At 74.0% G+C, this 10,367-nt stretch carries 11 protein-coding genes, 1 tRNA gene and 1 pseudogene; 4 read left to right on the top strand and 9 right to left on the bottom strand.

Annotation, left to right across the window (positions count from 1 at the left end):
- Nucleotides 1–153: 153 nt before the first annotated feature.
- Nucleotides 154–615 carry a GatB/YqeY domain-containing protein gene (locus ABZ312_RS01380; RefSeq protein WP_500436113.1) on the bottom strand — a complete coding sequence of 154 codons (462 nt, stop codon included), beginning with the start codon at nucleotides 613–615 and terminating at the stop codon, nucleotides 154–156.
- A gap of 76 nt (nucleotides 616–691) precedes the next feature.
- On the opposite strand from ABZ312_RS01380, the gene ABZ312_RS01375 reads away from it, so the two are divergent.
- The gene (locus ABZ312_RS01375; RefSeq protein ID WP_500436111.1) at nucleotides 692–1,624 is read left to right on the top strand and encodes a metallophosphoesterase; all 933 of its coding nucleotides are present in this window, start codon (nucleotides 692–694) and stop codon (nucleotides 1,622–1,624) included.
- A gap of 88 nt (nucleotides 1,625–1,712) precedes the next feature.
- Nucleotides 1,713–1,786: transfer RNA gene (locus ABZ312_RS01370), tRNA-Pro, on the top strand.
- A 109-nt stretch (nucleotides 1,787–1,895) separates the two neighbouring features.
- Here ABZ312_RS01370 and ABZ312_RS01365 read toward each other — a convergent pair.
- The 5 genes and pseudogenes from ABZ312_RS01365 to ABZ312_RS01345 all read right to left on the bottom strand — a co-directional run bounded on the left by ABZ312_RS01365 (nucleotide 1,896) and on the right by ABZ312_RS01345 (nucleotide 5,588).
- A complete protein-coding gene (locus ABZ312_RS01365) occupies nucleotides 1,896–2,195 on the bottom strand; it encodes a hypothetical protein (RefSeq protein ID WP_500436117.1) in 300 nt (99 codons plus the stop codon).
- Nucleotides 2,196–2,292: 97 nt separating this feature from the next.
- A pseudogene (locus tag ABZ312_RS01360) lies at nucleotides 2,293–2,637 on the bottom strand (SDR family oxidoreductase); the annotation flags it as partial.
- A 147-nt stretch (nucleotides 2,638–2,784) separates the two neighbouring features.
- A complete protein-coding gene (locus ABZ312_RS01355) occupies nucleotides 2,785–3,291 on the bottom strand; it encodes a hypothetical protein (protein WP_500332014.1) in 507 nt (168 codons plus the stop codon).
- Nucleotides 3,292–3,351: 60 nt separating this feature from the next.
- On the bottom strand, nucleotides 3,352–4,914 hold the full coding sequence (locus ABZ312_RS01350; RefSeq protein ID WP_500436109.1) for an alpha/beta hydrolase: 1,563 nt from the start codon (nucleotides 4,912–4,914) through the stop codon (nucleotides 3,352–3,354).
- 209 nt (nucleotides 4,915–5,123) lie between these two features.
- Complete coding sequence (locus ABZ312_RS01345; RefSeq protein WP_500332016.1) at nucleotides 5,124–5,588, bottom strand: GNAT family N-acetyltransferase; 465 nt, start codon at nucleotides 5,586–5,588, stop codon at nucleotides 5,124–5,126.
- A gap of 67 nt (nucleotides 5,589–5,655) precedes the next feature.
- Here ABZ312_RS01345 and ABZ312_RS01340 point away from each other — a divergent pair, with 67 nt between their 5' ends.
- Both ABZ312_RS01340 and ABZ312_RS01335 read left to right on the top strand, forming a co-directional pair.
- Entirely contained in the window at nucleotides 5,656–5,961 is a 306-nt protein-coding gene (locus ABZ312_RS01340) for a DUF6191 domain-containing protein (RefSeq protein ID WP_500332017.1), read from the top strand.
- 46 nt (nucleotides 5,962–6,007) lie between these two features.
- Complete coding sequence (locus ABZ312_RS01335; protein WP_500332018.1) at nucleotides 6,008–7,798, top strand: S9 family peptidase; 1,791 nt, start codon at nucleotides 6,008–6,010, stop codon at nucleotides 7,796–7,798.
- On the opposite strand, the gene ABZ312_RS01330 is transcribed toward ABZ312_RS01335, so the two are convergent.
- From ABZ312_RS01330 to ABZ312_RS01320, 3 genes are read right to left on the bottom strand one after another with little or no spacing between them, the layout of a single operon-like run.
- Nucleotides 7,754–8,608, bottom strand: coding sequence for an SURF1 family protein (locus ABZ312_RS01330; RefSeq protein ID WP_500332019.1), 855 nt, complete (start codon nucleotides 8,606–8,608; stop codon nucleotides 7,754–7,756). The two genes, ABZ312_RS01335 and ABZ312_RS01330, sit on opposite strands and share 45 nt — an antisense overlap.
- A 48-nt stretch (nucleotides 8,609–8,656) precedes the next feature.
- Complete coding sequence (locus ABZ312_RS01325; protein WP_500332020.1) at nucleotides 8,657–9,694, bottom strand: hypothetical protein; 1,038 nt, start codon at nucleotides 9,692–9,694, stop codon at nucleotides 8,657–8,659.
- On the bottom strand, nucleotides 9,691–10,359 hold the full coding sequence (locus ABZ312_RS01320; RefSeq protein ID WP_500332021.1) for a SigE family RNA polymerase sigma factor: 669 nt from the start codon (nucleotides 10,357–10,359) through the stop codon (nucleotides 9,691–9,693). The genes ABZ312_RS01325 and ABZ312_RS01320 overlap by 4 nt, the downstream gene beginning before the upstream one ends.
- Between the last annotated feature and the right edge of the window lie 8 nt (nucleotides 10,360–10,367).

The following is a 10,367-nucleotide window of genomic DNA, read 5'->3' as shown; positions in this document are numbered from 1 at the left end:
CGGCTCGTGGTCGCGTATCTGGTTGTGGGTGGGGTGGCCCGCGCTCCGCCGGGACCGATCGGTCCCGGCGCCCCTTCGGCGTTCCGGTGGAGGGCTCCCGGCGGGCCACGCCGCCCTCCGTGGCGTCGGGGCCCGTCGACCCCGTCGGCCCCGTCAGCCGCCCGCGAGCTGCTTGCGCACCTCGGCGGCGACCCGGCCGCCCTCGGCCAGGCCGGCGACCTTCGGGTTCACGATCTTCATGACCGCGCCGATCGCCTTCGGCCCCTCGGCGCCCGACTCCTCGATCGCCGCGGCAACGATGCCGGCCAGCTCCGCGTCGTCCAGCTGCTGGGGCAGGTAGGCGTCCAGCACCTCGCGCTCGGCCAGCTCACGCTCCGCGGCCTCCTTGCGGCCGCCCTGCTCGAAGGCGTCGGCGGCCTCCCGGCGCTTCTTCGCCTCGCGGGCGATCACCTTCAGCACCTCGTCGTCGGAGAGCTCGCGCGCCTCCTTACCCGCGACCTCCTCCTTGGTGATCGCGGTGAGGGTCAGACGGAGGGTGGACGAGGTCAGCTCGTCCCGCCCCTTGATGGCAGCCGTGAGGTCGTCGTGCAGACGCTTCTTGAGCGTGGTGGTCATGGCGTCGAGTCTGCCAGGTCGCCACCGGGAGGGCCGCGGATTTATCCCTGACGTGCCGTCTGCCACCATGGAGGGCATGCGCGCGCGATACGGAGTACCCCTGGGCATCACAGCTGCCGGTGCGGCCTGCGTGGCCTACGCGGCCGGGATCGAGGCACGGTCGTTCCGGCTGCGCAGGGTGGCGGTCCCGGTGCTGCCGGCCGGGATGCGGCCGATCCGCGTCCTGCAGGTCTCCGACATCCACATGGTCCGCGGCCAGAACAAGAAGCGCCGCTGGCTGCAGTCGCTGGCCGGGCTCCGCCCCGACTTCGTCGTGAACACCGGCGACAACCTCTCCGACCCCCAGGGCGTCCCCGAGCTGATGGACGCCCTCGGGCCGCTGCTCGACCTCCCCGGCGCCTACGTCTTCGGCTCCAACGACTACTACGGCCCCACCCCGCGCAACCCCGCCCGCTACCTCGCCGAGCGCCTCCGGGGCACGTACGGTCTCAACGGCCAGAACAACCCCGCCATCGGCGTCATCCGCAACCCGTGGGAGGAGATCCGCGACGCCTTCGACGTGGCCGGCTGGGTCGGGGTCAACAACACCCGCGGCCGCCTCAAGCTCGACGACGGCATCGAGATCGCCTTCGCGGGCCTCGACGACCCCCACATCCGGCGCGACCGCTACGCCGCCATCGCCGGCGGTCCCGACACGGACGCCGACCTCTCGCTCGCGGTCGTCCACGCCCCGTACCTGCGCGTACTCGACGCCTTCACCGCCGACCGCTACCCGCTGATCCTCGCCGGGCACACCCACGGCGGCCAGCTGTGCATCCCGTTCTACGGCGCCCTCGTCACCAACTGCGACATCGACGCGGACCGGGTCAAGGGCCTGTCCACCCACGAGGCCGCCGGTCACCGCTCCTACCTGCACGTCTCCGCGGGCTGCGGCACCAACCGCTACACCCCGGTCCGCTTCGCCTGCCCGCCCGAGGCCACCCTGCTCACCCTGACACCGGGCGCCTGAGCCGCCGCGGAAAACCGGATTTCGTCTCCAGCGGGAGGTCCGCTAGAGTAATCCTCGTCGCGCCGGGCCCGAGGCCACGACGCGACACCGGGGTGTGGCGCAGCTTGGTAGCGCGCTTCGTTCGGGACGAAGAGGCCGTGGGTTCAAATCCCGCCACCCCGACTTCGTAGATGCAGATCAGGGCTCCCAGGAATGTTCCCGGGAGCCCTGACTCGTTCATGTGACTATCCGCCTGACCACCGCTCGCGGTCCCGGCCGAAGCCGGGGCCGCTCATGAGGGCTTCGCCGCGCTCTGCGCCTCGAGCCACTCGGCGAACGTCTGGGTGCCGCGGGGGCCCGGGCCGGTCGGCAGCAGGCCGCCGCTGCGCATCCCGCCGGGGAAGTACAGGGGCACGACCGGACGGCGGCGCGCGCCGCCCGCGGCGATGAGGCGCCGGGCCAGGTCGACCAGGGACTCGACCTGCGGGCCCGCGAGCTCGGGGGCCATCCCCTTCGGCGCTTCGAGGGCGAGGTCGACGAGGGCTTCGGCCACTTCCCGTACGGCGATGGGCTGGACCGGCGCCGTCGGCACCAGCGCGATCGGTCCGGGGACACCGCTCAGCGCCTGACCGACGGTAGAACTGCGTCGCCCGCATGATGGTCCATGGCACCGGCCCGCCCCGGATGATCTCCTCCTGCCGCAGCTTGCCCGTGTAGTACGGGTGCCCGACCCGGTCGACCCCCACGATCGACGGCGTCACGAGGTGCCGGACCCCGGCGCGTTCGGCCGCACCGATGAGGTTCCGTCCCGCCTTCTCGAAGAAGCCGACGGCGACCGACTTGCGGTTCGTGGTCACGTTGCTGACGTCGATCACCGCGTCGGCCCCGGTCAGCGCCGCTTCCAGCCCCGACCCGCTCACCAGGTCGACGCCCTGTCCGCGTGACAGCACCACGGGTTCGTGTCCGCGGGCCCGTACGGCCTCCACCACGAAACGTCCGGCCACCCCGGTACCGCCGGCGACTGCGATCTTCATGACTGCTCCTGTCCTCCCGGTGCTGCACGAGAGGAAGGAACGGGCCACACCCATCGCGTCAGCTCCACCTATTGTTACGTTCGCGATCGTATCATTCAATACTAATAGGGATGGCCGCCGCGTGCCGGCCGCCCCGAGGCCGTCCTCTCAGTCCACCGGACCCGGGGGGCACCCAGGGTCCCGCGAGCGCCAAGCGTGCGGCGGCTCACCGACACCCTGGGCAAGCAGCCACGCCGCGGCCCGCACCAGGCCGCGCGCCGCGTCCAGGGGGGTGTCGCAGGAGCGCCCGCTCTCGGCGACGGTGTGCCCGCCGCAATCCACCTCGCGGTCGCACGCCACCCTGACCTCCGCCTCGACCTCCCACGGCGGACCCCCGCGCAGGTCCCAGAGGCATCGCCGCGGGACGTACAGCCGCGCATGGAAGGAGACCTCGCGGACCTCCACGGAGCCGAAGACTCCCGCGAGCTCGAAGCCCTCAACGCGGTGGTACTCCAGGCCACTTCCGGTGTGACCGGCCCGGACGCCGAGGTGCTCGGCCAACCGCGAGACGAGCGCACCGGCCGTGCTCAGCGCTTCCTGCACGGCCTCGGCGTCAGCCGGATCCGGGAACACCCAGCGCACATCGCCCCGGCCGAGCGGGATCGCTTCCTCCACGGGCACGAGTCTGACCCGGCACGGGCCAACGGCCAAGGCCCGGACGCGCAGCGGCGCGGGTCAGCCGCAGATGGTGCCGGGGGCGGGGAGTTCGCCGTGGGTCAGGTAGAGGTCGACGGCGTCGTCGATGCAGGGGCTGCCGCGGTGGTAGGCGGTGTGGCCGTCGCCGTCGTAGGTGAGGAGGTGGCCGGAGTCGAGTTGACGGGCGAGGGACTGGGCCCAGGGGTACGGGGTGGCGGGGTCGCGGGTGGTGCCGACGACGAGGATGGGGGCGGCCCCGGGGGCGGCGATGGCGTGCGGGGTCTGGGTCGCCGGGACGGGCCAGTGGGTGCACAGCACCAGGAACGTGGCCAGTGAGGTGCCGAACTGGGGCGAGGCGTGCAGGAAGGCGGGCAGTGCGGCCTGGGCCTGGGCCTCGGAGAAGCGGGCCCCGAGGGTGGAGCTGAGGCAGTCGACGGCGAGGAGGGCGTCCGCGGCGTTGCCGGAGTCGCCCTCGTCCGTGCCGCCGAACTGCTGCAGCTCGGTGGTGTCGCCGGCCAGGATCTGGCGCAGCATGGTGCGCAGTTCCTCCCAGGAGGCCTCGCGCAGGGCCGTGATGACCGCGGTGAGGAGGTCCTCGCCGGTGACGGTGATGTCCTTGCCCTGGCGCAGCGGGCCGGCGTCCAGCTTGTCCCGCAGGCCGTCGAGGACGCGGCCGGCCTCCGCGACGGAGTGGCCGACCGGGCAGTCGGGGCGGGCGGCGCAGTCGGCGGCGAAGGAGTCCCAGGCCAGCTGGTACCCGGCGGTGCTGTCCAGGTTCTCGCGGTAGCCGTCGATCGCCGGGTCGACGGCGCCGTCGAGGACCATGCGGCCGACCCGCGAGGGGAACAGCTCGGCGTAGGTCGCGCCGAGGTAGGTGCCGTAGGAGTAGCCGAGGTAGTGCAGGCGCTCGTCGCCGAGGAGGGCGCGCACGACGTCCATGTCGCGTGCCGCGTCCGGGGTGCCGAGGTGGGGCAGCAGTTCCCCGGCGTGCTCCTCGCAGGCGTCGGCGAGTTCCTCGAACGCCTCGTAGGAGTCGGTGATCTCGGCCGCGTCGCCGGACAGCCGCAGGCCGAAGCCCATGGGGATGGCCGGGGTGTCGGTGGCGCACTCCACGGGGGTGCTGTACTGCACGCCGCGCGGGTCGACGGCGACCAGGTCGTACGCGGAGCGCGTGGCCGGGGAGAAGGTGCCGGCGGCGGCGACCAGGTAGTCGACGGCGGACTCGCCGGGACCGCCGGGGTTGATTTGGAGCGAGCCGACGCGGGCGGCGGCCTCGCCGGTGGCCCGCACGCGGGCGGCGGTCAGGGTGATGTCGCCCGCTTCCGGGTGGGCGTAGTCCAGGGGCACCGTCACGGTCGCGCACTGGAAGCCGGGCACGTCCTGACAGGCTTCCCAGTCGAGGTGCTGCTCGTAGTAGCGCCGCAGCTCGGGGGGTACGCCCGCCGCGGGGTCCGCGGCCGCCCGGTCGGCGTCGGGGGACAGCCGCAGCGGGTCGGCGGTGGCGCAGGCAGCGGTCAGCAGGAGCCCGCAGGTGCTCAGCACCGCGAGCGCGCCCCGCAGCCTGCGCCGGGGTATCCCGTCGGTGTCCCGTACAGCGATCATCGCCACGCCTTCCTCGTACGCCCGTGTGACGGGGGGACCGCCGGACGCGGCGCCCGGGCCGCCCCCGGGGAATCAGGGTCCGGTCGTGTCGCGGAGCGCTCGGACGCACCCCCCGCGGCTCCGCTGCGTCACCACCCCATCACACGTCGTACGTGGTGGCGGCCCGAGTGGGCCGAACGCGTGAACTTCCCAAGGGCCCGGACAGGGGTTCAGCGGGGCGCGTAGGCGATGCGCTCGAAGGGCCAGGCGTCGGCCAGCCAGTCGCTGACGACGCGGTGGAGCGCGGCGTCCAGGGCGGCGTGGGGGGCGCTGACCCAGGAGCGGACGTCGATGACGCCGGGCTCGGTGCGTGAGCCGTAGACGTACACGCAGCCGATGACGTCGCCGCCGGGGACGGACAGGACGGTGTAGGTGAAGCCGGTGCGGCGCTCGAAGTCCTCCGCGTGCTTGCGCAGGTCCTCCAGGTTGGCTTCGAGGCTCATCCCGTCCGGCGGCGGCCAGGAGCGGCCCTCGAAGCCGGGGGTGGCGCGGATGTGGTCGATGCCGGACGTCCAGGCGGCGTGGTCGGCGGCGTTGTGCCGCGGGCCGAGGGGCTCCAGGCGGAAGCGTTCGGTGGCGGGCGGGTCCGGGACGACGAAGTCCGGCGGGACGAGGGGATGTTCGGTGTCGGTCATGGCGCGAGGGTAACCGGGTGCCGCCCGGGCCGTCGCAGGTGCGCCGCCGCCGTGCGAAGGTTGGGCCATGGGTGTCGAGTTCGTGGTCTTCATGACGCTGCCGGGCCTGGTGATCCTGCTGATCGGGGTGGCCTTCGTCGACCAGGTGCTGCGGGCGGGCCGGTGGGGCGGACGGAGCGGGCAGGTCTCCGCGACCGGTTTCGAGCAGCTGCACGCGAGCTTCTCGCCGGGCAAGCGCAGCGAGTTGGACGAGCGCCGGGCGACGCTGATGCTGCGCGACGAGGAGGGCGACGGGGCACCCCCGCGGTCGCGGGTGGACCTGGGGCGGGGGACGGCGCTGATCGTCGTTCCGGGGCGTGATCGCAGCTGGTGACGACGGCCACGGTCCGCTGCGGGGCGCGATCGGGTTTGATGGTGGCATGAGCGACGTCATGGCTGGTATGCCGGATTGGGAGAAGCGCTTCCGGGCGCCACGCGTCGGACTGCCGGAGTGGGCGGAGGACGCCCCCCACCGCAGCCTGTTCGTGTCGAATGCGACGGGTACCTACGAGCTGTACGCGTGGGACCGGACGACCGGGGCGCAGCGGCAGGTCACCGACCGGCCGAACGGCACGTCGGACGGGACGCTGACGCCGGACGGCGCGTGGGTGTGGTGGTTCGCGGACACCGACGGGGACGAGTTCGGGGTCTGGATGCGGCAGCCCTTCGCGGGCGGCCCGGACGAGCCGGCCGCGCCCGGCCTGGAGCCCTCGTACCCCGCGGGGCTGGCGCTGGGCCGGGGCGGGCTGTCGGTGGTGGGCCGCTCCACCGACGAGGAGGGCACGACGATCCACGTCGTGCGTCCCGGGGCGGAACCGGTGGAGATCTACCGGCACGAGGAGTCGGGTGGGGTCGGCGCGCTGTCGGAGGACGGCACGCTGGTCGTCGTCGAGCACACCGAGCACGGCGACGCGATGCACTCGGCGCTGCGGGTCGTCACGACGGACGGCACGACGGTCGCGGAGCTGGACGACAGCGAGGGCGGCACGAAGGAACTGGGCCTGGAGTGCCTGGGGTTCGCCCCCGTGCCGGGCGACGCCCGGCTGCTGGTGGCGCACCAGCGGCGCGGCCGCTGGGAGCCGATGGTCTGGGACGTCGCGGCGGGCACGGAGACCGCCCTGGCGATCGACCTGCCCGGTGACGTCGCGGCGGAGTGGTACCCGGACGGCACCGCGCTGCTGGTGGTGCACACGTACCGGGCCCGCAGCGAGATCTACCGCTACGGGCTGGCGGACGGCGAGCTGACCCGGCTGGACACCCCGGCGGGTTCGGTGAGCGGCGCGACGGCCCGCCCCGACGGCACGGTGGAGTTCCTGTGGTCGTCGGCGGCGGCGCCCTCCGAGGTGCGGTCGACGACCGGGGCCGTGGTGCTGGAGGCGCCGGGTGAGCGGGCCCCGGGCTCGCTCCCGGTGGAGGACGTGTGGGTGGACGGGCCCGGCGGGCCGGTGCACGCGCTCGTCCAGCGGCCCGCGCGGGGCGAGGGCCCGTACCCGACGGTGTTCGAGATCCACGGCGGGCCCACCTGGCACGACTCGGACGCCTTCGCGGCCGGCCCGGCGGCCTGGCTGGACCACGGGTACGCGGTGGTGCGGGTCAACTACCGCGGTTCCACGGGCTACGGCCGGGAGTGGACGGACGCGCTCAAGCACCGCGTCGGCCTGATCGAGCTGGAGGACATCGCGGCCGTCCGGACGTGGGCGGTGGAGTCGGGCTTCGCCGACCCGGCCCGGCTGGTGCTGTCCGGCGGCTCCTGGGGCGGCTTCCTGACGCTGCTGGGGCTGGGCACCCAGCCCGAGCTGTGGACGGTGGGCCTGGCGGCGGTGCCGGTCGCGGACTACGTGACGGCGTACGGCGACGAGATGGAGGCGCTGAAGGCGCTGGACCGCACCCTGTTCGGCGGTTCCCCCGAGGAGGTCCCGGACCGCTACGAGGCGTCCTCGCCGATCACGTACGTGGCGCGGGTCAAGGCCCCGGTCTACGTCTCGGCGGGCCTCAACGACCCGCGCTGCCCCATCCGGCAGATCGACAACTACGTCGAGCGGCTGGCGGGCCTGGGCAAGGCGCACGAGGTCTACCGCTACGACGCCGGGCACGGCTCGCTCGTCGTCGACGAGCGGATCAAGCAGCTACGACTGGAGCTGGATTTCGTCCGGCGCCACCTCGGCGGCTGAGGCCGCGGCCGGCCCCTCCTCCCCGGTGAGGCCGAGCTCGGCGTCGCGCCGGGTCTCGGCCTCCCGCCGGACGAGCCGGAACCACATGAAGACCACGAAGCCCGCGAAGACGAACCACTCGCCGGTGTAACCGAGGTTCTGGAAGGCCTTGAGGTCCAGGCCGGTGCCGCTCGGCGCGACCGGCGGGACGGCCCGCAGGGGCGCGGGGACGGCCTCGGTCTGGGTGATCCAGGCGCCATACACCTGGTACGGGACGAGGTTGACCAGGGACGCCGCGCTGATGATCCCCAGCTGTCCCTCGGCGAGCCCGCCGCGGCCGATCGCGCCGTCGGTGCCGGCGCTCTCGGGGGCCTGCAGGGCCCCGGTGACGGTGACCTCGCCGGCCGGCGGTGCGGGCACGCCGACGGCGGACGCGCGGTCCGCGTCGCCGGGCAGCCAGCCGCGGACGACGGGCAGGGCGGCAGCGCCGTCGCCGGTCAGCAGCGGGGTGAGCACGTAGTAGCCGGTGCGTCCGTCGAGCTCACGGCCGGGCACGAGGAACTGGTGCGCCGTGTCGTAGCGGCCGGTGGCCCGTACCGTGCGGCCGGCCGTCTCGGTGGTCAGCGCGGAGGTCGCCCGCGGCAGCAGGCGCTCCAGCGGCGCCGCGTCCCGGGCGGTGGCCGCGGGCTTGTCCTGGGCGGCGCGGTGGCTGTCGACGCGGGCCTCGAACCGGCTCAGCTGCCAGCTGCCCATGAAGGTGCAGAGGACCACGGCGCACACCATGAAGAGGTGCCCGCCCAGCCAGCGGGGGGACAGCAGGAACCGGTACACGCCGTCAACGGTACGGGGCGCCCGGGCGTCCCCGGGAACCGCCCCCCGCTACTGCGCGGCGATGGCGCCTGTCCTGTAGACCGTCCCGGCGCAGGCACCGCCGATCGTCGCCATGACGACGGGCGCTCCGGCCTCGGGCGTGTGGCTCAGCACGATGCTGCCCGCCGGGCCGCCCTGGCCGGGGCCGTCCACACCCGCCGGGGGCGCGGACGCCTCGCCGGACGGGGTGTTGGTGGCGGTCGCGGTGGGCGTCGGCGTGGCCGGGGGGGTGCAGCCGCCCGAGTCGCCGCCGGCGGCCGGGACCCAGGTGAACTCGACCCGGTAGCTCTGCCCGGGCTTGAGGATCAGCGTCGTGCCGAGGGAGTCGGGCAGTGTGGTGCCGTCGTTCGGGGTGTGGTCGACGACGTTGATGCGGGCGGAGTCGGCCGCGCCCTGGGTGGAGGAGACGCTGACCGAACCGCCGCCATCGACGGTGCACGAGCCCTTCGAGGTGTTCGCCACCTGGAACCAGCCGTCGACCCGGCCCGAGCCGTCGGCGGCGCCGGCGTACCCGGAGGCGCTGCCGAGGTCGCCGGCGGTGCACAGCGGGGCGTTGGCCGCGAGCGTGTCGGAGGGGTCCGCGGAGCCCGTTGCTCCGGGGGTGACGTGCCCGTGGGAGCCGCCGGTGCGCGTGGGGTCCTCGTCGCGACGGCCGTCGCCGTCGGACGGGGAGGGCGTGCCGGCGCCGGCGGCGGGGCCGTTCGCGTCGCCGTCGGTGCCACCGGTGTCCTGGGCGCTGGAGGCGTTGGCGGTGCCGGTCCTGGCGGATCCGGAGAGGTCCGCCGCGTGGAGGGCGGCGGGGACCGCGACCAGCGCCAGCAGGCACGCGGCCGCGCTGCCGGCCAGCAACTGCCGACGGTGCGCCCGCCGGGCGGGGACCGCGCGGCGCAGGTGCTCCAGCGCCTCCTGGCCCGGTTGGATGTCGCTCACGGCGTCGCGCATGAGCCGGCGCAGCGCCAGTTCGTCGGGGTTCAGCCGCTCCTCGGGGCTGCCACCGCCGATGTCGTTCTCGGTTTCCATACCGCCGGGTGGGTTCGGGTTGGTCATGCCGGGGCCTCCATCGCGACGCGGAGCGCCGCGAGACCACGCGAGCCGTACGCCTTCACCGAGCCTAGGGAAATGCCGAGGGTCTCGGCTACTTGGGCTTCGGTCATGTCGGCGAAGTAGCGCAGGACGAGGACCTCGCGCTGCCGGCGCTGCAGCTTGCGCAGGGCCGCCTTCAACTCGTCACGCTCCAGCGCCTCGTACGCCCCCTCCTCGGCGCTCGCCATGTCGGGCATGGGCTTGGACAGCAGCCGCATGCCCATGATGCGGCGGCGCAGCGCGGAGCGGGAGAGGTTGACGACGGTCTGCCGGAGGTAGGCGAGGGTCTTCTCGGGTTCGCGGACCCGCTTGCGGGCCGAGTGGACGCGGATGAAGGCCTCCTGGACGACGTCCTCGCAGGAGGCGGTGTCGTCCAGCAGGAGTGCGGCGAGGCCGAGCAGCGAGCGGTAGTGGGCCCGGTAGGTCTCGGTGAGGTGGTCGACGGTGGTCCCGACTGACATCGCGGCGTCAGTGTCGCCGCGGTCGCGGTCCGAGGGCGCCTGCACCACAGGCCAGGGCGCGATCACCGGGATGCCGCCGACTGCGCGCGACGGCCGCCGGACGTGCGGACGCGCCGGAGCGCTGCCCCGCCCCACGAGGGGTGCTTCGATGCCGAGTGCCTCTGCCACGCCTGTTG

This window comes from Streptomyces sp. NPDC006207, from assembly GCF_040613835.1.
Classification (GTDB): Bacteria; Actinomycetota; Actinomycetes; order Streptomycetales; family Streptomycetaceae; genus Actinacidiphila.
This window is presented reverse-complemented; position numbering and strand designations above follow the sequence as displayed.

What these genes read in the sequence shown, in the direction of transcription:
- ABZ312_RS01380 (WP_500436113.1), bottom strand. Translation starts at nt 615, where the DNA reads ATGACCACCACGCTCAAGAAGCGTCTGCACGACGACCTCACGGCTGCC.
- ABZ312_RS01375 (WP_500436111.1), top strand. Translation starts at nt 692, where the DNA reads ATGCGCGCGCGATACGGAGTACCCCTGGGCATCACAGCTGCCGGTGCG.
- ABZ312_RS01350 (WP_500436109.1), bottom strand. Translation starts at nt 4,914, where the DNA reads ATGATCGCTGTACGGGACACCGACGGGATACCCCGGCGCAGGCTGCGG.
- ABZ312_RS01345 (WP_500332016.1), bottom strand. Translation starts at nt 5,588, where the DNA reads ATGACCGACACCGAACATCCCCTCGTCCCGCCGGACTTCGTCGTCCCG.
- ABZ312_RS01340 (WP_500332017.1), top strand. Translation starts at nt 5,656, where the DNA reads ATGGGTGTCGAGTTCGTGGTCTTCATGACGCTGCCGGGCCTGGTGATC.
- ABZ312_RS01335 (WP_500332018.1), top strand. Translation starts at nt 6,008, where the DNA reads ATGAGCGACGTCATGGCTGGTATGCCGGATTGGGAGAAGCGCTTCCGG.
- ABZ312_RS01325 (WP_500332020.1), bottom strand. Translation starts at nt 9,694, where the DNA reads ATGACCAACCCGAACCCACCCGGCGGTATGGAAACCGAGAACGACATC.